The sequence below is a fragment of the Paraburkholderia sp. BGA-UO-ETr-F12 genome, assembly GCF_059567945.1.
Genome location: NZ_JCAQOZ010000014.1, coordinates 52,964 through 73,380 on the forward strand (window position 1 = coordinate 52,964; position 20,417 = coordinate 73,380).

Below are 20,417 nucleotides of genomic sequence, written 5' to 3' on the forward strand. Positions count from 1 at the left end.
GGCCGGATTTGAAGCGCGCTTAACGACCCGGCCGGCGAACTCGCCGGCTCGACACATTACTGGCCAGTCAGCTTTTTAGGCTTCGGCGGCGACTGAACCTTGTTGTACTGAAACGCGGGCGTCGCCTTCAACGCATCTTTCGTCGCGCCTGCCAGATAGAAATTCCCCGAGCGAATATCCAGTGCGGCGATAGGCACGGCTACGTCATGCGACGCCACGCCCAGGAATCCGCCCGCGGAGACAATGGCGGCGGACAGCGAGCCATCGGGGGCGACCACCAGATCGCGGATCGTACCGATCTTTTCGTTCTGGTCGTTATACACGCCCTTGCCGAGAATGCTCTTTTTCACACTCCAGCCGCTCAGCAGCGCATTCGATTGCTCGACTGTGACGCTCAAGGGCTGCGTGCCGGCCACTTGGGCCTGCGCGCCAAAACTGGTTGCAGCTACCGCGACCACAATCACAAGCTTGCTCAACTTCATATCGTTCACTCCGTTTCTGATGGGCTTGACCGGCGCATGATCCACGCCGAAGGAATCGCTGCAAAACGATCATACAGACTAGCCGGCGCGTCTGCATCCAGCGCGTTCATCTGAACCGACCCATCACTCATCGTTGCCTCCGAAAGAGTGACGGCACGGCTCAAAGCGCATAACGGTAAAATCGAGCCAGGCGATGACGCCCGTTTAGAGGTGGCAGTTTGACTGAGCTTGAACAGGGTTTCATTCTGACCCGACATTGGCGGGATACTCCCGCCGGCACGGAAGTGGATTTCTGGCTGGCAACAGACGGCGGGCCCCGTCACATCCGTTTGCGCCCTCAGCCTTCAGTGGCGTTCATTCCGGCCGCGCACCGGGAACGCGCGGAAACAATCCTGCGCCGTGAGGCGCCGCTCGATCTGCGTCCGCTCGATCTATGCGATTTCCAGCATCGGCCGGTCATGGGACTCTACTGTCCGCAATACCGGCAATTGACAGGCCTCGAGAAGCGCCTGAAACAAGGCGGCGTCGACGTCTACGAGGCGGATATTTTCCCGCCCGAGCGCTACATGATGGAGCGCTTCATCACCGCGCCGGTATGGTTCGGCGGCGACGCGCAGCATGGCGGCCCGCTCATGAACGGCGAGTTGAAACCGGCTACGGACTACCGTCCGTCGTTGAAGCTGGTGTCGCTCGATATCGAAACCAGCGCGCACGCCGAACTCTATTCCATCGCGCTCGAAGGGTGCGGACAGCGTCAGGTCTATATGCTGGGACCGCCGAACGGTGACGCCGGTGGTATCGACTTCGACCTCGAATACTGCGAAAGCCGCGCACAGCTGCTGGAAAAACTGAATACGTGGCTGGAACGGCACGACCCCGATGCGATCATCGGCTGGAACCTCGTGCAGTTCGACTTGCGTGTGTTGCAGCAGCACGCCGAACAGTATCGCGTGCCGCTGCGACTCGGCCGCGGTGGCGCCGTGATGGAATGGCGCGAGCACGGCCACAAACAGAATCATTTCTTCGCGGGCGCCGCGGGACGATTGATCATCGACGGTATCGAAGCGTTGCGCTCCGCGACGTGGAGTTTCCCTTCGTTCAGCCTCGAATATGTGGCGCGTTCCGTATTGGGCGAAGGCAAGGCGATCGACAATCCTTATCAACGCATGGACGAAATCCAGCGCCGTTTCGACGAGGACAAGCCGGCCCTGGCGCGCTACAACCTGAAGGATTGCGAGCTGGTCACGCGCATCTTTGCGAAAACCGAACTGCTGTCGTTCCTGCTGGAGCGCGCAACCGTGACCGGTCTGCCCGCGGACCGCAGCGGCGGATCGGTCGCGGCGTTCACGCATCTATATATGCCGCGCATGCATCGTCAGGGTTACGTCGCGCCGAATCTCGGCGACGTAGCCGGTGCCGCGAGCCCCGGCGGATTCGTGATGGATTCGCGGCCCGGCCTCTACGATTCCGTGCTGGTGCTCGACTACAAGAGCCTCTACCCGTCGATCATCCGGACGTTTCTGATCGACCCGCTAGGGCTCGTGGAAGGCATGCTGAATCCCGCCGACGATCAATCGGTGCCGGGTTTTCTCGGCGCGCGCTTCTCGCGCACGCGCCATTGCCTGCCTTCGATCGTCGGCCAGGTGTGGCAGGCACGCGAAGCCGCCAAACGCGCGCACAACGGGCCGCTTTCGCAGGCGTTGAAAATCATCATGAACGCTTTCTACGGCGTGCTCGGTTCCACCGGATGCCGTTTCTTCGACCCGCGCCTCGCGTCGTCGATCACGATGCGCGGCCACGAAATCATGCACGCCACGCGCGAGCTGATCGAGGCGCAAGGCTACGAAGTCATTTACGGCGACACCGATTCGACTTTCGTCTGGCTGAAGCACGCGCACAGCGAAGAAGATGCGAGCCGGATCGGCCGCGCGCTGGTCGAGCATATCAATGCGCAATGGCGGCAGGATCTGCAGGCACGCTTCGGACTCGAGAGCGCGCTGGAGCTGCAATTCGAGCGGCACTACAAGCGCTTTTTCATGCCGACGATTCGCGGCGCCGAGGAAGGCAGCAAGAAACGCTATGCCGGGCTGACTGTTTTGCCGGACGGCAGCGAAAACATCGTCTACAAAGGGCTCGAAACGGTGCGCACCGACTGGACGCCGCTTGCCCAGCAGTTCCAGCAGGAACTCTACGGGCGAATCTTCAGGCAACAGCCGTATCGGGACTATGTACGCGACTATGTGCGCGATACGCTGGCGGGAAAACTGGACGATCAGCTCGTGTACCGCAAGCGCTTGCGCCGCTCGCTCGGCGAGTACGAACGCAACGTGCCGCCGCATGTGCGCGCGGCACGCGTGGCCGACGAGTTCAACCGGCAACAGGGACGTCCATTGCAATACCAGAACGGCGGCTGGATCAGCTATGTGATGACAACCGCCGGACCGGAACCGCTCGAGACCTTGCGCTCGGCGATCGACTACGAACACTATCTGACGCGGCAGTTGCAACCGGTTGCGGATGCGATCCTGCCGCTGTTGCGCGACGATTTCACGACGTTGATGTCGGGGCAGGAACAGTTGTTCTGACTCGTTCTACTTCGAAATCTTCTCCAGCTCCAGACCCTTCGTACGCGGCCCCATCAGACCGATCGCCAGCATCACGATCAGCATCGCACCGGCGATGAAGACGAACACGCCAGTGGTGCCGAAGTGCTTCAGCACCGCCGCGATCAGAAAGGCCGTGAAGATCGCCGAGAAACGGCTCCACGAATAAACAAAGCCCACCGCCCGCGCGCGAATGCTGGTCGGAAAGAGTTCGGCCTGGTACGCATGGTAGCTGTACGAAATGATGTTGCCCGCGAGCGTCAGACACACCCCGAGGCTCACCAGCAGCACCGCGCCGGATGCCTGGCTGAACCAGAGGCCGCACACGATATTCACGGCCGCCATCACCACGATCACCGTCTTGCGCTCGAAGCGGTCGCCGATAAAGAGGCCGATTATCGGACCGATCGGCGCGGCCAGCGCAATCACGCTCGAGTACATCAGGCTTGTGGTGATCGTAATGCCCTGCTTGATCAGCAGCGTCGGCACCCAGTTCGCGAAACCATAGAAGCCGACCGTCTGGAAAATATTGAAGAGCGTCATCATCACGGTACGGCCGCGGTACGGCGGCACCCACATATCGCGAAAGCTGCCGCGCGGCGCAACCGGCACCGGCGCTGCGGGCGGCGGCAGTTCACGGCCATATTCGCCGCGCACCTTCGCTTCAAGTTCGCTCATCACGCGATCGGCTTCGGCAAGACGCCCTTGTTGCGCGAGCCAGCGCGGGCTTTCCGGCAACGCTCGTCGGATCCACCACACGAACAGCGCACCGTGCGCGCCGATCAGCACCACCCAGCGCCAGCCGTCGAGACCAAGCAGCGTGCGCGGCACCAGCACGTAAGAGAGAAATGCGACTACCGGCACCGCTGTGAAACCGACGGCCTGTTCGCACGCGAAAGCCCGGCCGCGAATCTGCTTGGGCACCAGCTCCGAGATATACGTGCCGATCGTCACCAGTTCGACGCCGATGCCGATCCCCGCCACGAAGCGCCAGAAGTTCAAACCCGTGGCCGTTTCCTGAAACGCCATCACGACGTTGGCCGCCGTGTACCACAGCAGCGAATACGTGAACACGGCGCGGCGCCCGAAGCGATCCGCCAGAAAGCCGCACGCGATCGTGCCGATGAACAAACCGCTGAACAGCGCGGCGATGAAACTCGCGACACCGGTCGAGCCGAACAGACCGTGCGTGGTCGCCGTCAACAGCCCGCTTTTGACGAGGCCTGGCGCGACATAGCCGGAGTACAGCAGGTCGTACAGTTCGAAGAAGAAGCCGAGGCTTAGCAGCACCACCAGCTTCCAGATGGAGCGTGTGGCGGGCAGCCGGTCGAGGCGCGCGGAGATGCTACCGGCGTCGAGCGTGATGGACGCAGCAGACGCCGCAGCCGTTGCGGAAGACGCCGCGCCGCCGGTGCTGCGCGCGACGGACCCGGCGTGATCGGGGGATGCCATATTGTTTGTCTCCTGGTAGTGCGCTCATGCAGGCGATGCACGACGATGCTCGCCGGGTCCGGTCTCGTGCCGGCCTTCTGGTTACTTTTGCGTATCGCACGCACCACGATGCCGGGCCCCAAGGTCCGGCCAGCATTCTAGCCGCGTGCGCGCTTCAATTGTTCGAAGGTGGTGATTTTTCCAGCCAGCGCGCTCGCTGCAACGGTGTAGGGGCTCGCGAGCCACACGTTGCCCGGACCGGAGCGGCCAGGGAAATTGCGGTTGATCGCGCTGATCGTTACCTCGTTCGCGTTGGCCGACTGCCCCGGTCCGCAGTTCGCGCACGAGCCGCAGCCCGGCATCACGAGCGTCACCCCCGCGCGCTCGAAAACCGGTAAATAGCCTTGTTCCTCACAATAGGCGCGCACTGCCATCGTGCCGAATTGCAGAAACAGGCGCGTCTTGTCAGGCACATGCATGCCGTGCTCCACACCCCAACGCAATACCTCGTGATAGAAGTCGAAGTCTTCGCGCTTGCCTGCCGTGCACGAGCCGCCATACGCGATATCGATCGCGACATCGCTCTCAAGTTGCGGCGCCGGCACGCCATTGCCCGGATCGCCCGGACGCGCGAGCATCGGTTCGATGGCGGTAGCGTCGATGCGAATCGTGTCGCGATACGTGGCGCCGGCATCGCTTTTCATCCAGCTTTCAAGGCTGAAGTCGACCCCGCGACGCTCCTTCAGAAACGCCACCGTGCGTTGGTCCGGTTCCACGATGCCCGTGAAGCCGCCCAGTTCCGCAACCATATTGGTCAGCGTGGCGCGTTCGTCGATCGACATTGCGCGCACCGCCGCGCCGCCGTATTCGAACACCAGACCGATCGCCCCGCCCGAGCGGATCGCGTCCATCTGCAACAGATGCAGCACGACGTCTTTCGCGGTCACGCCGTCGCGCAATACGCCGTCGATCTCGATGCGCAAGGTTTCCGGCACTTTGCAGCGCACATAGCCCGTCACCCAGCTATTGGCGATTTCTGTCGCGCCCGCACCGAATGCGAGGCAGCCGAGTGCGCCCGAATGCGGCGTGTGCGAATCGGTGCCGCACGCCACCTGCCCCGGCAACGCGTATTGCTCGGCCATCAACGCATGACAGATACCCTCGGACCCCGGCGAGTTATCGAGCGCGCCGTGCGAGCGCACTGGATAGTCGCGCGAGAACGACGTGTGCCCTTCCATCAGATTGGCGACACCCGGCAGCAATCCGTCGCGGACGTGCGGAATGCTTTGTGAAGCGAGCACCAGATGATCCTGAAACGCGATGATGTGGTCCGGCGCATGCAGCGGCGCCGGCTTGCCGAACGCGCGATGCATCAGATGCGCGCACATGCCGGTGAAGTAGTCGTGGCTGAAGCGCCAGTCGGCGGCGATGAACACACCGTCGCCGCGCTGCGCGTGTTCAATGCCAGGATGAAGATGACGCTCGATGATCTTCTCGACCAGCGTCTTCGGCTCGGCCTCGCCCGCTGCGGACTCGGCATTCTCCCCGCTCCGCACACGCGGCGCGGGCCAGTCGGCGAACTTGCTGTACGCGAGCAATCCGCCGCTGCGAATGATCTGCTGCGTGAGCGCGTCGCGGCCCTTGAGAAACTCGTCGATCGGCACCGCCTCTCCTGCGATCAGGCGATCGAGCACGGAGAAATCGGTGGTAGTGAGGATACCGATGTTGTCGCAATTCTGCTGATAGATGCGCTCGAAACTCTCGGCAACGATCAGGCGGATGCCCGCCGACAACTCCGCCAATGGACTCGATTCACGCGAAGAGCCCTTGCCGTAGCGCTTGCCCGCAACCGTTACCTGAAAGCCGCCGTCCTTGACCGCATTGCGACCAACCGGCAGGCGCTCGCCTGCCTTGAAGCCCACGTACGGATACTGACCGAGGCGTTCGTCATAGGTGAGCATGACGGTGACCGGTGTGATTTCGTCGGTCGAGACGTTGTCGCGCAGCGGGCCCACGCTGGCACGCGTGAAGTTTTCACCCGCCAGTTGTGCCTCGATCACAGCGGGGTCCTGGGACAGGTACAGCACGCGGCCGTCCAGACGAATCGTGTCGCTCATCAGCATTCTCCTTGCACGCACTATACGGCGCGCAACGGCGATGCCGAAGTGCTGGTCGAGCAACGCAGACGTCTTGTTTGGCGATGATCGGCGCGCCGTTCTTCCTCGCGTTGTCGTGGCGCATCGTGACGCAGCCGCGGTCGCGGTGCCGGCCTGATCGCCCCGCTAAGCCCCGCCGCCGAGGAAGCCGACAAGCGCCGCCGCGCTCGCGCTTAACTGATCGCGCGACTTGAAGATCATGACGAGACGCCGTAACGCCCAGGGATCGCTCAGGGACAGCAGACGCACGTCGAGCGCATTCACGTAGAGCAGCCCCACTTGCTCCGGCACGATCGCGATGCCGAGGCCGGCATGGACCATCCGGCACAGCGCGTCGAGGCTGCTGACGCGGATCTTCACGTCGAGTTGCCGCCCCGCGCCGGCCGCCGCCTGCTGCGCAAGCAGTTGCGTCAGCGCACTCTCGCTGCGCAGGCCGACAAAGCTGTCGTCGAGCAAGGCCTCGAACGCCACGTGCGACGCGTCGGCGAGACGATGACCGAACGGCACCAGCACCGCGAGGCGATCTTCCCGATACAGCACCTGCTCGAAGGCTTCGCTGCCCGCCACCGGGTTGCAGATGCCAAAGTCCGCGCCATGTTCGCCGACTATCCGCAACACGTCCGCGCTGTTCTCCTCCTCCAGTTCGATCGACACCTCCGGGAACACCCGCCCGAATGCCGCTACGTCTTCGGGCAAGAACTGCACGATCGACGAAAGATTCGCCACCACCCGCACCCGCCCCTTCGCTCCCGACGAAAACCGTGACAACTCCGCGCTCATCTGTTCGATGCTGCCGATGATCGCCAGCGCATAGCGCAGCACGGTCTCGCCGACCGGCGTCACCGTAATGCCGCGCGACTGCCGCTGGATCACCGGTAGGCCGATCAGCGCCTCGATCTCGGCAATGCGCCGGCTCACGGCGGACGACGCAATGAACTCGCGCTCGGCCGCGCGCGCGATGTTCTGCTCCTGGCAGACGGCGACGAACAGGCGCAGCGAGGTGAGATCGAGTTTCTTCAGAAGGTTTTCCATGGGCTCGCCTGGCGGGAATGCCTCGATTGTGACGTGCGTTGCCTGATTCGCCAAAGCACTTCCCGGGAGGGCCGCACACGCCGGCGGGCGGCGCCGGCATGCCACCAGGAAGGCTTGCTTTGCCGCGTGCATCCCGAAGCGTCGCTTTTTCGCGTCAGTTTCAACTCCTGCCCGCCGCTGCACCCGCAGGCCACACTGACTAAAAAACACCTATGATTTAAAAGCGCTTTTTGTCAAAAAGCAGCATTTAATCACTTCAGGAAACAGCTTATTGTAAAAAAGTAGAAACACTTTGGAACCGGTTCCATTTACCATGACGCCGCAATCCGATGACTGCCTCGGAGCGTCATGGCGCGCTCCCTTCTCGTGACAAAGAACAATATGGCTCAATCTCCTCTTACCTCCCGCCGCGGCTTCTTACGCACGGCCATCGCGCTGGTTCCCGTCGGAACGCTCGCCGGCTGCGAAGTCAAGCAGGCGGGCACGGGCGCCCAGGGCGCGAGCGGCGCAGCTACCGCAGGCCAGGCTTCCGGCGCCGACTACAAGCCGCATTTCTTCGACGCGAAGGAATGGGCCTTCGTCCACGCGGCGGTCGACCGTCTGATTCCCGCCGACAGCGAAGGCCCCGGAGCGGTCGAAGCCGGCGTGCCCGAATTCATCGACCGGCAGATGGACACGCCGTACGCGCACGGCGCGCTCTGGTATATGCAAGGCCCCTTCCAGCAAGGCGCACCGGAGCTCGGCTACCAGTTGAAGCTCGTGCCGCGCGATCTGTACCGGCTGGGCATCGCCGCGGTGAACGCCTACTGCAGCAAAACCTATTCGCATCCGTTCGACGCCCTCGACGCGCCCACGCGCGACACCGTGCTCGCCGCGCTCGAGACCGGAAAGATCGATCTGGCGGACGTCCCGGCTACCGTTTTCTTCGGCCAGTTACTGCAAAACACTCGCGAAGGTTACTTCTGCGACCCGATCCACGGCGGCAATCGCGACATGGGCGGCTGGAAGATGATCGGTTTCCCCGGCGCGCGCGCCGATTTCATGGACTTCGTCAACCAGGACGGCCAGGCCTATCCGTATGGCCCCGTGTCGATCGAAGGAAAGCGCACCTGATGACCACGCAAACCAAACCCCACGCCGACGCGGTAATCATCGGCTTCGGCTGGACCGGTGCGATCCTCGCGAAGGAACTCACCGAGGCCGGCCTCAACGTGGTCGCGCTCGAACGCGGCGAGTATCGCGACACCTATCCGGACGGCGCGTACCCGAACACGATCGACGAGCTGACCTACAACGTTCGCAAGAAGCTGTTCCTCGATCTTTCGAAGACCACCGTCTCGATCCGTCATAACGTCGGCGAAACGGCGCTGCCGTATCGTCAGCTTGCCGCATTCCTGCCGGGCGAAGGTGTCGGCGGCGCCGGCCTGCATTGGTCGGGTGTGCATTTCCGCATCACGCCGGAAGAGCTGCGTCTGAAGAGCCACTACGAAGAACGCTACGGCAAGCGCTTCATTCCGGAAGGCATGACGATCCAGGATTACGGCGTCAGCTACGAGGAACTCGAACCGCATTTCGACTTCGCCGAGAAAGTGTTCGGCACGTCGGGCCAGGCGTATAAGGTCAACGGCAAGATAGTCGGCGACGGCAACGTGTTCGACGCGCCGCGCAGCGACAACTTCCCGCTCCCCGCGCAGTTGAACACTTACTCGGCCGAGCGCTTCGGCAAGGCCGCGCGCGAACTCGGGCTGCACCCTTACCGCCTGCCTTCGGCGAATACGTCGGGTCCGTACACGAACCCGTATGGTGTGCAGATGGGGCCGTGCAACTTCTGCGGATTCTGCAGCGGCTACGCGTGCTACATGTATTCGAAGGCCTCGCCGAATCTGAACATTCTGCCCGCGCTGAAGCCGTTGCCGAACTTCGAACTGCGTTCGCGCTGCCACGTGCTGCGCGTCGAACTCGACGATACGAAAAAGCGCGCCAAGGGCGTGACGTACGTCGATCCGGCGGGCAACGAAGTCTTTCAACCCGCCGATCTCGTGATCGTCGCGGCGTTCCAGTATCACAACGTCCACCTGCTTCTGCTCTCGGGCATCGGCAAGCCGTACGACCCGATCTCGGGCGAAGGCGTGGTCGGCCGCAATTTCGCGTACCAGAACCTCTCGACGATCACGGCGTTCTTCGACAAGGACACCTTCACCAATCCGTTCATCGGCGCGGGTGGCAATGGCGTCGCGGTGGACGACTTCAACGCCGACAACTTCGATCACGGCCCGCTCGGTTTCGTCGGCGGCTCGCCGTTGTGGGTGAACCAGGCGGGCACCAAACCGATCAGCGGCATCGCGACACCGGCGGGCACGCCGAACTGGGGCGCGAACTGGAAGAAGTCGGTGAAGGATCACTACGCGCACACCATTTCGATGGATGCGCACGGCTCCAACATGTCGTACCGCGACGTGTTCCTCGATCTCGATCCGACCTATCGCGATTCGTACGGCCAGCCGCTGCTGCGCATGACCTTCGACTGGAAGGACAACGACATCAAGATGGCGCAATACGTGACCGGGCAGATGCACAAGATCGCGCAACAGATGGGGCCGAAGTCCATCGGCGTCTATACGCGCGAATTCGGCGCGCACTTCGATTCGCGCCGCTATCAGACGACTCACCTGGTCGGTGGCGCGATTATGGGCACCGATCCGAAGACCAGCGTGCTGAACCGTTATCTGCAAAGCTGGGACGTGCACAACGTGTTCGTGATGGGCGCGTCGGCATTCCCGCAAGGCATCGGCTACAACCCGACCGGCCTCGTCGCCGCGCTTGCCTACTGGTCGGCGCGCGCGATCCGCGAGCAGTATCTGAAGAACCCCGGGCCGCTGGTGAGCGTATGAAGAAAATCGACATCCAACGCCTGGGACAGGCATTCAAACGCGTGAGCGCGGCCTCTGTTTGCGCCGCTGCGGCGCTGTGCGCACCGCTTGCCGTGCAAGCGGCAACTCCGGCACCCACTCCGCCGCAATCCGCCGACGCCGCGTTGATCGCGCACGGCAAATACCTCGCGCGCGCCGGCGATTGCATTGCGTGTCACACGGCGCAATCGGGCAAGCCATTCGCGGGCGGCCTGAAGTTCGACACGCCGATCGGCGCGATCTACTCGACCAACATCACGCCCGATCGCGATACCGGTATCGGCTCGTGGACCTTCGCGCAGTTCGATCGCGCGGTGCGCGCGGGCGTGCGGCCGAACGGCGACACGCTGTATCCGGCGATGCCGTACCCGTCGTATGCGCGCCTGAGCGACGCCGACATGCACGCGCTGTACGCGTACTTCACCCAGGGTGTCGCGCCGGTGAACCAGGCGAACCGTGCGGTCGATATCGTCTGGCCGCTGTCGATGCGCTGGCCGCTCGGCATCTGGCGTCATCTGTTCGCACCGCAGCCCATGACGTTCGACGCGCAGCACTATGCCGATCCTGTGGTCGCGCGCGGTGCGTACCTCGTGCAGGGTCTCGGCCACTGCGGCGCCTGCCACACGCCGCGCGCGGTGACGATGCAGGAGCGCGCATTGAGCGATCTGGACGGCAGCGAATTTCTTGCCGGCGGCGCGGCAATCGACGGCTGGGTTCCGTCGAGCCTGCGGGGCAACCCGCGTACCGGTATCGGCGGCTGGAGCGAGGCCGATCTCGTGCAGTTCCTGAAGACCGGACGTACGCAGCACAGCGCGGCATTCGGCGGTATGACCGACGTCGTTCAGCACAGCATGCAGCACATGAGCGACGCCGACCTGAGCGCGATCGCGCGCTACCTGAAGACGCTGCCGTCGACCGATCCGCAGGAAACGCCATACGTGTACAACGATACGGCCGCTCACGCGCTGCGTACCGGCGACGCCACGGCTCCCGGCGCCGCCGTCTACCGCGACAACTGCACCGCCTGCCACCGCAGCGACGGCCGGGGTTACACGCGCGTTTTCCCGGCACTGGGCGGCAATCCGGTCGTGCAGGGCAAGGACGCGACCTCGCTGATTCACGTGCTGCTGACCGGCAACACGCTCGAAGGCACGAAGAGCGCGCCGTCCTCGTTCACGATGCCGCCTTTCGGCTGGCGTCTGAACGATCAGGAAGTCGCCGACGTCACGAACTTCGTGCGCAATAGCTGGGGCAACACCGGTTCGACGGTCAGTGCCGCGGATGTCGCCAAGGTCCGCAAGACCGTCAAGGTGACGGCGCCGGAGATGCCTCCCGGCGCTTCACTAAGCCGATAAGCTCGCGCCGCCAGAAATCGCAAGCCGCTTCCCCCGCTTCCCGCAGTCTGCTCCGTTGTTCAGGAGCGGACTGCGGGTGCGCGGAAAAAAGAGAGATCGCCATGCAGGCGACCTGACATCGACGATCCAACCAAGTTACCACTACGATGAAAAAGCACTTGCTTGCTGCACCCCTGTTGTTGTCTTTCGCGGGTATTGCGTCCGCGCAGAGTTCCGTCATGCTGTACGGCATCGTCGATGCGGGTATCACGTATCGCAGCAACGAACGCACCGGCACCACCGGCGCTTACTCGGGACACTCGAACGTCGCGGTAACGAGTGGCAATCTCTCCGGCAGCCGCTTCGGCATCAAGGGTCAGGAAGACCTGGGCGGCGGCTGGAACGCCCTGTTCCTGCTGGAGGACGGTTTCGACATCACGAACGGCAAGACCGGCCAGAACGGCGGGTTGTTCGGCCGTCAGGCGTTCGTCGGGATTGGCAGCCAGCAATACGGCACGGTCACGCTCGGCCGCCAGTACACGTCGCTGAACGACTTCGTCGCGCCGGTTGCGCCGGTCGCGATGGCCGGCGGCTTTGGCGCGCATCCGGGCGACATCGACGATCTCGATCAGACCGCGCGGGTCAACAACTCGGTCAAGTACACGAGCGCGAACTACTCGGGCTTCACGTTCGGCGCGTTGTATGGGTTCGGCGGCCAACCGGGCAGCCTGAAGCAGCAGAACACGTGGAGCGTGGGCGCCGGGTACGGCAATGGCCCGTTGCATGTGGGCGTCGGCTATGAGCGTTCGGACAACAGCAAGAGCGGAACGAAGGATTCGACATACGGCAAATGGAGCGGCACCGACGACGGCCTGTTCAACTCGTCGATCAATGAAGGTTACGCGAGCGCGCAATCGCAACAGATCATCGCCGCGGGCGCGACGTACAACTTCGGACCGGCCATTCTCGGCGTGAACTACAGCAATGTGCAATACCGCTCGGGCGCCGATTCATTGTTCAACGGGCATGCAACATTCAACGTCGCGGGCGTATTCGGACAGTGGACCATCCGCCCGGCCGTGCAACTGTTCGCGGGCTATAGCTACACGCGTGGCGGCGAGGTGCAAGGTGTTGACGAGCGTGCGCAATATCACAACGTCACGCTCGGCGCGCAGTACAACATGTCGAAGCGCTCCACGGTGTATCTGATGGGCGGCTATCAGCACGCGTCCGGTGTCACGCTGGATGCGCTCGGCAATCCGGTCGCGGCAACCGCATCGGTCAGCGACAAGGGCAACGGCCACTCGTCGGACACGCAGTCGCAGGCAATCGTCAGTATTGGCTTGCGGCACCGGTTCTGACGAGGCTCAGTGCTGTTGCGGGAGCGCGTCGATCAGTTCAAGATGCCGTGCTTCCGTTTCGTCGTCCGCAGGGAACATGCATTCGATACGCAGTTCCTGCGCGGCGACGGCGCGTGGTGTGCCCACCGTGGCGACCATTGAAAAGTAGTTGAGGACCTTGCCGTCCTTGACGAAGCCGATGGGTATGACCGGCATGCCTGCTGTCGCGGCGCCGGCTCCCAGTGAGTCCTGGGAAGATTTCGCGTCCGGTTTCACGTCCGGCTTCACGTCCGGATAGGCACGCAACGCGGCAAGCAACTCGCGTGTCTGAGCGTCGACCACACGGCCGACCGACTCCCGATAGACGCGCTGAATCAGGCTATCCGCCACTGTTTGCCAATCGGCCACGAACGGCCGCATGCCGTCCGGATCGAAAATCAGATGCAGCATATTGCGCGGCCCCTTGCGCGCCGCCATGTCGATAAAGCAATTGAAGAAACGCGGCGCCGCATCGTTGGTCATCAGCACATTCCAGTAGCGATCCATCACGAGCGCGGGAAACGGCTCATGCTGCCGCAGCATGCGCCCGAGTGCGCTGGTGACACTGCGCATCTCCTGTGCATTCCACGCGCTGTCGGCATACATCGGCGCATAGCCTGCGGCCAGCAGCAGCGTGTTGCGTTCGCGCAGTGGGATATCGAGCGCCTGGGCGAGATCCAGCAGCATCTGACGGCTCGGCACGCTGCGGCCGCTTTCGACAAAGCTGATGTGCCGCTGCGACACGCCCGCGTTGAACGATAAGTCCAACTGGCTGATACCGCGCATGTCTCTCCAGTGACGCAACAACGCGCCAAGTTCATTCGACGGCGTCTTCCGTTCGGGATTCGCGGGATTCATCGGTGTATTTTTTCGCCAGTCGGTGCAGATCGGGTTGGGTGAGCGGCGGCGCCGGCGCATCCGTGGATGTCCGGCGCCACGCGGTAGTTAGAACCGCGTCGATCAGCATACTCCCTTCCCTGTTACTGAACGGCTCGGCGAGAGGCGACCGGCGCGGTCCAGGCGTGCTCCTGGAAAGGTGCTTCGAGTGCCGGCTTCGTGATGTTGCCGGTGTAGTTCGTGATCGTGGAAGCAGCCAGCACCGTGAGAACCTCGAGCACCTGGTCCTTGCGGAAACCCGCCTCGATAAACTGGTTCACTTCATGGTCGCTCAGGTGTCCGCGCTTTTCGATCGCCGTTTTCGTCAGCGTCGAGAGCGCCGCGTGCTTCTTGTCGGCAGGCGTCCGGCCATCGCGAATCGCTTCGACATCGGCGGATGAAAGCCCCTCTTTCAGCGCGAGAGCCGTGTGAAACGCAACGGCCCACGAGCACGCGTTCGTCACCGCGTTAGTCAGCAAAAGGGTCTGGATCTGCGCTTCCGTAAACGTGCCCGAATGGACTTTCTGGAAGATACCGATGAAGCCGCCGATCAGCACCGGCGATTCAGCCATGGCTCCCGCAATGTTGGGGATAAGGCCGAAGTTCTGCTGGAGTTGCCGCAGCACCGGCCGGGATGGTTCGGGTGCGGAATCAATCGTATGAATCTGGAAGGTCGACATGACAGGTCCTCGATCGTATGCGCCGCTCGGGATGAGCGGCGCGACGACCGAAGATTAGGCGTGTGCGTGCGGCTCGCCAATTACCTCGGATGTAATAAATTCGAGCCGCCGTCACGCCCTCACCTGCCCCGCGTGCGTTGATTGGCGCGCTCCGGCCGCCTCATGCTCCAGTACGGCCAGTAATGAAAATGATCCAGTTGCCTGAGCCGCTTTCGATGCATCAGCTCGCGGTAATAATGAGCGGCGACGAACACGGGCGCCATCGCCAGCACGAACGAACCCATCACGATTCCCACTGCTTCACTCATCGCACCCTCCATGGCGGAACGGCCAGCTTCACTGCGGGTGTTGCTGCCCGCGTCACTGCTATCGCCTGGTACTTGCGGCTACAGGAGTCAGTTCGCCGTTGCTGCGTGCCGGTTTCGACGCTGAGGCGGTAACCGCCTCAAGATTGCTCTCCGCCATCTTCACGGCCTGTTGCCCCGTTTTCTGCAGTGTTTCACACAGGGTCGTGGTGGCGGCAATCGCGGATCTCCATGCGGCGATCGCGGCTTCCGACCCTGAGGGAGCACGTTTCGCCGCTTCGTCGACGAGAGTCTGCACGCGATCGTTATACCGCTCGTAGTAGGCCTGGACGAGTTGCGTGACTTCAGCCTGCGTAGCCGCTGCGATGTCGAACACCTGCCGGCCGTACGACAGCGATTTTTCCGCGCAGGGGCCGGCGAAATCTGCCGGCAGCGTGAACCATTGCTGCGGCTCGCCCGCAGCGGACATTTTGCTCATGTTCTCCTGCGTCTCGGCCAGCGTGGCCCTGAGCGCTTGCAGGTTCAGTGCGGCCAGTTTTTCGACACCCTCAAAAATCTTTCCGGCCACCTCAAAGAACGTGTCGACGTTGGTCTTGATGGCAACAGCCTGCTCGGGACTCAATAGACTCATGGTTGAATTCCTCAAATTTCGATCCGACGCGCGAACGCCCACCCGGACGGGCCGACAGATTTCGGTGGATCGCGATAACGAATAAATCGCAGCAGATATCGCCGATGCCTAGCGCATCCGGGCGACCGCCTTAAGAATGGAATCGCCTTCGCTGGTGATCTGAGGACGTGAGCGTCCCGACGCGAGGTTTTCCAGTGATATGAGTTGTCGCTCGATCAGCGCGTCGAGCTCGGCGCGGCCCAATTCGATCTGATCCGGCGCGTTCTTGATGAGCATTAAGGTAGCGAATTCATGGGGACTCAACATATCGTCTCCTCGATTTGGTCTATCTGACGTGGGGAGCATTAATTACCCCCCTCCAGCCTGAATGCCCGGCAAATATTTCTGCCGCCTCTGTAGAGCGATCATTCGAGAAACCGCTTCACGGAGCCGCCATCATAACCGGTAAATTTTCAATTGCAATATGTGGCTTGCGTTTTATCAAGGCAGCCATTTTGTCTGTTGATTTCTGTTTCGTCTGCTTAATATTTTTGTATTGAATGACGTCCAGACGCGTCTCGCCCAAGGCCACGGATCACCGCCTCGCAAGGCAGACAGGCGAATTCGACCGATCTCCCGGGATTTTAAAAGATCGCTTACATAACAATATCAATTCACTTCTATGTCGCCTGGCTTCTATTTATACGTGAATATTATATTTACGGACCAGCGTTTTAATGCGGCGACCTTATACCCATACATTGCGAAATATTTATTACAACCCACGCGCATTGTCGCAATACCTAATATTCTGATCAGCGACAAAAGCTGCTTGCCTTCTTATCGGATCAGGCTGCGCAACCCGACACACCGCCGGCCACGTCGAAGCCGGCGGCCACCATCAGCATCGCTCCACGCTCGAATCAGAACAGGTGATGTATCCCGCTCAGCAACACCGTCTGTCTGCCGCCCGACGCCGCGCCGATCCCAAGGGTATTCGCCACGGCCCCGCCACCGGCGGTCTCGAACATCAAGTCCGCGTAGACTTGCGTCGTTTTCGACAGCGAGTACACGTTCGCCACCGTAAGTTGCGTCCAGCGATGCCCGGCAAGCGTCGCGGACCAGGCTCCCGCCGCGATTTCTTCCGCCGGTGTCAGGCGCACGTTGACGCCGCCGTCCACGGTGCGAAAGTGCTCGCTGCCGCCGGCCGACTGAATCCTCACATCTGTCGCGAGTGCATGCAGCGTCACGCGTTCGAAGCGATACGATCCGCCTATTCCCGCGTCGCGCACCTGTTTCGCGTTGAAGCTCGCGCCGGGCGCGAGCGTTTGTCCTTCGAACGAAGTCAGACCGAGTCCGTTAGAGAGCGGCAACAAACGATCGCGGTATTCGGAGTAGACCGCCACCAGCTTGAGCGGCCCATTCGTATAGTTGGCGCCGAAGCTGATGGTCCGCCCATTCGTGTTGCTGGCCGAAGCGCCGGGAAACCCGTATAGCGCGCCGAAACTCAATCCGCTGTAGTTCGCGCTTTTCCATTTCACCGTACTCGACAGTTGTACCGGCAAGGTGCTTCCCAGGCCGTCGAGATTGCCGGGGTGAAATGCGGAGAAGTCGCCGAGCAGTTGACCGGTCGACACCGAGCCGAGCCAATCGAAATTCCAGTCGGTCTGGCGGCCGAGCGTCACGGTGCCGAACATCGGATCGGACATCCCTACGTAAGCCTGACGATTGAAGAAGGTACTGCTACTCGCCGACGCACCGGTTGTCGTGACGAAACCGCTTTCGAGCCTGAATACCACCGAACGGCCCGCGCCGATATCTTCGACGCCCTGGAAGCCGAAGCGGTCGGCCTGAAAGGTGCCCTGCTCGGCGATATAAGCATGCGCGCCGTGCAGATTGCTCACGTAGCCGAGGCCCGCGTCGAGACTTCCATATAGCGTCACACTACTTTGGGCGTTGGCCGCGGTGGAAACGACGAGCGCGGCCATGCACGCGACATCCGTCGCGCGGAAAGCGAAATTGGTTTTCATGGAAAAAGGATTGAAGCGTTTGAGGGAGAACTGCGAGGGCTTGCGTTAAAAGCTAAAAAAACCAAAGGCAGGCACTGAAACCCGCGATCAGATTGCCTGGACCTTCTCCACCGGCCTCACACGCCATGCGCCGAACACCAGGTTGACGACGATTGCGGTGAGTGTCCCCGCGGCCATGCCGTTGCCCAGGATGATCTGCGAATAGCCGGGGAACGACGCATACACGTTGGGAACAAGAATCGGCAGCAGGCCCACCACCAGCGCGGCCGCAAGCGTGTACTGATTGCCGCGTGCATGCAGGTCGACCTTGCCGAGCAGGTTCACGCCCATCACACCGATCATCGCGAATACGATCAGTGCCGTGCCGCCCACCACCGGCGCGGGAATCGCGTAGGCAAAGCGCCCGAGCGGCGCAAACAGCGCGATGACCATCAGCATCGCGCCCGCTGTCGCGGTCACGTAGCGTGAGCGCACGCCGGTGGTCTGCACGACACCGATATTCTCCGCGCTCGTGATGATGAGTGAGGTACCCAATAGCGAGCCGAGCAGCGACGCCACCGCATCGCCGCGAATCGTTCTCGGCACGTCGCGGCGCATGTCGATCCTCTTGCCCGTGATCTCGCCCACGGCCACCGTCTGCCCGGTTGCCTCGGCCATCGAAATGACGCTGAAAATCAGCATGGGCAGCGCGGCAAGCACATCGAAGCGCGGCATGCCGAAAGGCAGCAAGACCGGCAACGTGAAAATTGGACCGGCCCACATGCCGCCCGCCGGCATCAGTCCAATCGCCCAACCGGCACAGGTGCCGATCGCGAGACCCAGCAGCACGGCGAGCCGTCCCGCGGTGCCCTTGAACAGACGCGCCACCGCCAGCGTGGCCACGATCGTGAGCAGTGCGAGCCCCAATGACTGCGGCCGCGCGAAGCCAGGCGTTCCCGGCTGGCCGACGATGATCCCGGCGTAGATCTTGATGAGGCTCACCGAGACGAGCAGCAGCATCGTCCCCACCACGACACGCGGGAAAAAGCGCAGGCAGCGCGCGAATACCGGCAACACGAGCCAGTAGAACAGGCTGGTGAGAATCGCCGCACCAGCGGCCGTGCGCAGATCCGTCTGCGTGGCGATCACAGCGAACAGCATGGCGGGCGCGCCACCCGGCACCATCACGAAGGGCAGCCGTGAACCGATCGACCCGGCCCCGAGCGATTGCAGCAGCGTGCCGGCACCGCAGGCAAAGAAAGTCGCGCCGATCAGTTGCACGGTCATGCCCGGCGAAAGCGCCAGCATCCGTGACACCAGAAAAACCGCGGTGACGGGCGAAGCCGCCATGGACAGAACATGCTGCAGGCCGAACAGCACGAGTTGCCATGCGGGCAAGCGCGTATCGACGCTATGTGTGGCTGGGTCAGAATTCACGTTACCCCCGGGGGATCGAAAACGCGGCGTTCAGGCACGCAGCCACGGCAATTGCTCGCGGCTGTAGCGGAAGGTCTGGAACACGCTGTTCAACTGGCCGGGGCCGGTCTTGCGCGCCGCTTCGTCCGGGTACTCGCCGAACCACGGGATCACGTATTCCCACACCACCTCGCCCGCGGGCGTCACTTCGAAGAGACGACCCGTCGCGGACTCGGTGATGTGCGTATTGCCGTTCGCGAGCCGCTGCGCGTTGCCCATGAACGCGCTGTAGAACGCATTCACCATGTCGTCGGCGTACGACCACACGACTTCGTTGTTCTTCGGATCGATCTCGAGCACGCGCGAGAAAGCCACATGTGCGCCGCTGCGGAAATTGCCGTTGTCGAACGTGAGAATGTTGCCGTTGGCCAGCGCCACCGGAGCGTGCTGGTGCGATACCACGCTCGGCGGAATATGCAGCGTGAGCTCGCCGCTCCGGCGATCGACGGCGATGATGCCCGACGTGGTGCGCAGGCTCATCAGCACCTCGCCCTTCGCATTTACCCCCAGGCCGTTCACGAGCGGCCAGTGATACCGGCCGAAACCGGACGCGATCGGAAAATCTTCGGGCTTCAGGTGCTCCCAGGCCTTCCATTCCCAGACCAGTTCACCCGCGCGATTCACTTCGCGGATCACGTCGCTATACATGACTTCTTCGGGACCGTGCGCGGTGCCGCCCGGCACGCGCTCGGCAAACCCCGCCGGCACCGGTGCGCACGCGGCGTACAGCAGGTTGCCGTTGGCGAGCCACTGCGCGTCATGGTGGTGCGCCGGGTCTTCGTAATGCCAGACCACCTCGCCCTCAGGCGTGACCTCGGAGAAATCGCCGCCGTGCCACATCGACCACGGCGCGTAACGGTTTTCCGATTTTGCATGGTTGCCGTTGTAGCCGAGATTGCCGTTAGGAAGAATCACCGCGTGGCGGCCGGCCCGCACCGGCATCTTCCACTCGTGCACCACCGTGCCCTCGATATCGATCAGATAGACGTGGCCGCCCGCCGTCTGCGGAGCGATCAGCGTATACCCGCCGAATGAAACCCTGGGGTCATGAGCGATGAGGCCGACGCCGCGGCGGCGCTGGGTAATTTGATCGACTGTCGTGGTCACGATTCGCTCCGTTAAGATGATGAAGCGA

Annotated in this window: 19 protein-coding genes; 5 read left to right on the top strand and 14 right to left on the bottom strand. The window is 62.4% G+C overall.

Annotated elements, in window-relative coordinates; all coding sequences use genetic code 11:
- Positions 1-56: 56 nt before the first annotated feature.
- Entirely contained in the window at positions 57-482 is a 426-nt protein-coding gene (locus AC57B6_RS06135; protein WP_028194846.1) for a PRC-barrel domain-containing protein, read from the bottom strand.
- 218 nt (positions 483-700) lie between these two features.
- Here AC57B6_RS06135 and AC57B6_RS06140 point away from each other — a divergent pair, with 218 nt between their 5' ends.
- Positions 701-3,067, top strand: a complete 2,367-nt coding sequence (locus AC57B6_RS06140) for a DNA polymerase II (protein WP_144193443.1) — start codon at positions 701-703, stop codon at positions 3,065-3,067.
- Positions 3,068-3,073: 6 nt separating this feature from the next.
- On the opposite strand, the gene AC57B6_RS06145 is transcribed toward AC57B6_RS06140, so the two are convergent.
- The 3 genes from AC57B6_RS06145 to AC57B6_RS06155 all read right to left on the bottom strand — a co-directional run bounded on the left by AC57B6_RS06145 (position 3,074) and on the right by AC57B6_RS06155 (position 7,704).
- Complete coding sequence (locus AC57B6_RS06145; RefSeq protein ID WP_144193442.1) at positions 3,074-4,537, bottom strand: MFS transporter; 1,464 nt, start codon at positions 4,535-4,537, stop codon at positions 3,074-3,076.
- 137 nt (positions 4,538-4,674) lie between these two features.
- Positions 4,675-6,633, bottom strand: coding sequence for an aconitase family protein (locus AC57B6_RS06150; RefSeq protein ID WP_281664336.1), 1,959 nt, complete (start codon positions 6,631-6,633; stop codon positions 4,675-4,677).
- Positions 6,634-6,798: 165 nt separating this feature from the next.
- On the bottom strand, positions 6,799-7,704 hold the full coding sequence (locus tag AC57B6_RS06155) for a LysR family transcriptional regulator (RefSeq protein ID WP_030100309.1): 906 nt from the start codon (positions 7,702-7,704) through the stop codon (positions 6,799-6,801).
- 348 nt (positions 7,705-8,052) lie between these two features.
- Between AC57B6_RS06155 and AC57B6_RS06160 the strand changes: the two genes are divergently transcribed.
- The 4 genes from AC57B6_RS06160 (at position 8,053) to AC57B6_RS06175 (ending at position 13,308) form a co-directional block, all read left to right on the top strand.
- Complete coding sequence (locus AC57B6_RS06160) at positions 8,053-8,817, top strand: gluconate 2-dehydrogenase subunit 3 family protein (RefSeq protein WP_496420849.1); 765 nt, start codon at positions 8,053-8,055, stop codon at positions 8,815-8,817.
- A complete protein-coding gene (locus AC57B6_RS06165) occupies positions 8,817-10,595 on the top strand; it encodes a GMC family oxidoreductase (protein WP_252890376.1) in 1,779 nt (592 codons plus the stop codon). Before AC57B6_RS06160 ends, AC57B6_RS06165 begins: the two co-directional genes overlap by 1 nt.
- Positions 10,592-11,968, top strand: coding sequence for a c-type cytochrome (locus AC57B6_RS06170; protein ID WP_106352439.1), 1,377 nt, complete (start codon positions 10,592-10,594; stop codon positions 11,966-11,968). The genes AC57B6_RS06165 and AC57B6_RS06170 overlap by 4 nt, the downstream gene beginning before the upstream one ends.
- A gap of 146 nt (positions 11,969-12,114) precedes the next feature.
- Positions 12,115-13,308 (top strand): porin, encoded by a 1,194-nt coding sequence (locus AC57B6_RS06175; RefSeq protein ID WP_252890377.1) that lies wholly within the window; start codon positions 12,115-12,117, stop codon positions 13,306-13,308.
- A gap of 6 nt (positions 13,309-13,314) precedes the next feature.
- Here AC57B6_RS06175 and AC57B6_RS06180 read toward each other — a convergent pair whose 3' ends face one another.
- From AC57B6_RS06180 to AC57B6_RS06225, 10 genes are all read right to left on the bottom strand, one after another.
- Entirely contained in the window at positions 13,315-14,184 is an 870-nt protein-coding gene (locus AC57B6_RS06180; RefSeq protein WP_183799588.1) for a helix-turn-helix domain-containing protein, read from the bottom strand.
- Entirely contained in the window at positions 14,144-14,293 is a 150-nt protein-coding gene (locus AC57B6_RS06185; protein WP_252890378.1) for a hypothetical protein, read from the bottom strand. The genes AC57B6_RS06180 and AC57B6_RS06185 overlap by 41 nt, the downstream gene beginning before the upstream one ends.
- 13 nt (positions 14,294-14,306) lie before the next feature.
- Entirely contained in the window at positions 14,307-14,882 is a 576-nt protein-coding gene (locus AC57B6_RS06190; protein ID WP_028194856.1) for a carboxymuconolactone decarboxylase family protein, read from the bottom strand.
- 119 nt (positions 14,883-15,001) lie between these two features.
- Complete coding sequence (locus AC57B6_RS06195) at positions 15,002-15,190, bottom strand: hypothetical protein (protein ID WP_035519566.1); 189 nt, start codon at positions 15,188-15,190, stop codon at positions 15,002-15,004.
- A gap of 58 nt (positions 15,191-15,248) precedes the next feature.
- Positions 15,249-15,818: a phasin family protein gene (locus tag AC57B6_RS06200; RefSeq protein WP_106352435.1), complete on the bottom strand. Its 570-nt coding sequence runs from the start codon at positions 15,816-15,818 to the stop codon at positions 15,249-15,251.
- Positions 15,819-15,926: 108 nt separating this feature from the next.
- Positions 15,927-16,124 (bottom strand): hypothetical protein, encoded by a 198-nt coding sequence (locus tag AC57B6_RS06205; protein ID WP_028194858.1) that lies wholly within the window; start codon positions 16,122-16,124, stop codon positions 15,927-15,929.
- A 115-nt stretch (positions 16,125-16,239) separates the two neighbouring features.
- Positions 16,240-16,389, bottom strand: coding sequence for a hypothetical protein (locus AC57B6_RS06210; RefSeq protein WP_167440569.1), 150 nt, complete (start codon positions 16,387-16,389; stop codon positions 16,240-16,242).
- Positions 16,390-16,720: 331 nt separating this feature from the next.
- The gene (locus AC57B6_RS06215; RefSeq protein ID WP_144193435.1) at positions 16,721-17,827 is read right to left on the bottom strand and encodes a porin; all 1,107 of its coding nucleotides are present in this window, start codon (positions 17,825-17,827) and stop codon (positions 16,721-16,723) included.
- Positions 17,828-17,914: 87 nt separating this feature from the next.
- Positions 17,915-19,243, bottom strand: a complete 1,329-nt coding sequence (locus tag AC57B6_RS06220; protein ID WP_028194860.1) for a uracil-xanthine permease family protein — start codon at positions 19,241-19,243, stop codon at positions 17,915-17,917.
- A 30-nt stretch (positions 19,244-19,273) separates the two neighbouring features.
- The gene (locus AC57B6_RS06225; protein ID WP_496420850.1) at positions 19,274-20,389 is read right to left on the bottom strand and encodes an aryl-sulfate sulfotransferase; all 1,116 of its coding nucleotides are present in this window, start codon (positions 20,387-20,389) and stop codon (positions 19,274-19,276) included.
- Positions 20,390-20,417: the final 28 nt, after the last annotated feature.

What these genes read in the sequence shown, in the direction of transcription:
- AC57B6_RS06135 (WP_028194846.1), bottom strand. Translation starts at nt 482, where the DNA reads ATGAAGTTGAGCAAGCTTGTGATTGTGGTCGCGGTAGCTGCAACCAGT.
- AC57B6_RS06215 (WP_144193435.1), bottom strand. Translation starts at nt 17,827, where the DNA reads ATGAAAACCAATTTCGCTTTCCGCGCGACGGATGTCGCGTGCATGGCC.
- AC57B6_RS06160 (WP_496420849.1), top strand. Translation starts at nt 8,053, where the DNA reads ATGGCGCGCTCCCTTCTCGTGACAAAGAACAATATGGCTCAATCTCCT.
- AC57B6_RS06175 (WP_252890377.1), top strand. Translation starts at nt 12,115, where the DNA reads ATGAAAAAGCACTTGCTTGCTGCACCCCTGTTGTTGTCTTTCGCGGGT.
- AC57B6_RS06200 (WP_106352435.1), bottom strand. Translation starts at nt 15,818, where the DNA reads ATGAGTCTATTGAGTCCCGAGCAGGCTGTTGCCATCAAGACCAACGTC.
- AC57B6_RS06150 (WP_281664336.1), bottom strand. Translation starts at nt 6,633, where the DNA reads ATGAGCGACACGATTCGTCTGGACGGCCGCGTGCTGTACCTGTCCCAG.
- AC57B6_RS06180 (WP_183799588.1), bottom strand. Translation starts at nt 14,184, where the DNA reads ATGAATCCCGCGAATCCCGAACGGAAGACGCCGTCGAATGAACTTGGC.
- AC57B6_RS06205 (WP_028194858.1), bottom strand. Translation starts at nt 16,124, where the DNA reads ATGTTGAGTCCCCATGAATTCGCTACCTTAATGCTCATCAAGAACGCG.
- AC57B6_RS06190 (WP_028194856.1), bottom strand. Translation starts at nt 14,882, where the DNA reads ATGTCGACCTTCCAGATTCATACGATTGATTCCGCACCCGAACCATCC.
- AC57B6_RS06165 (WP_252890376.1), top strand. Translation starts at nt 8,817, where the DNA reads ATGACCACGCAAACCAAACCCCACGCCGACGCGGTAATCATCGGCTTC.
- AC57B6_RS06155 (WP_030100309.1), bottom strand. Translation starts at nt 7,704, where the DNA reads ATGGAAAACCTTCTGAAGAAACTCGATCTCACCTCGCTGCGCCTGTTC.
- AC57B6_RS06145 (WP_144193442.1), bottom strand. Translation starts at nt 4,537, where the DNA reads ATGGCATCCCCCGATCACGCCGGGTCCGTCGCGCGCAGCACCGGCGGC.
- AC57B6_RS06170 (WP_106352439.1), top strand. Translation starts at nt 10,592, where the DNA reads ATGAAGAAAATCGACATCCAACGCCTGGGACAGGCATTCAAACGCGTG.
- AC57B6_RS06195 (WP_035519566.1), bottom strand. Translation starts at nt 15,190, where the DNA reads ATGAGTGAAGCAGTGGGAATCGTGATGGGTTCGTTCGTGCTGGCGATG.
- AC57B6_RS06185 (WP_252890378.1), bottom strand. Translation starts at nt 14,293, where the DNA reads ATGCTGATCGACGCGGTTCTAACTACCGCGTGGCGCCGGACATCCACG.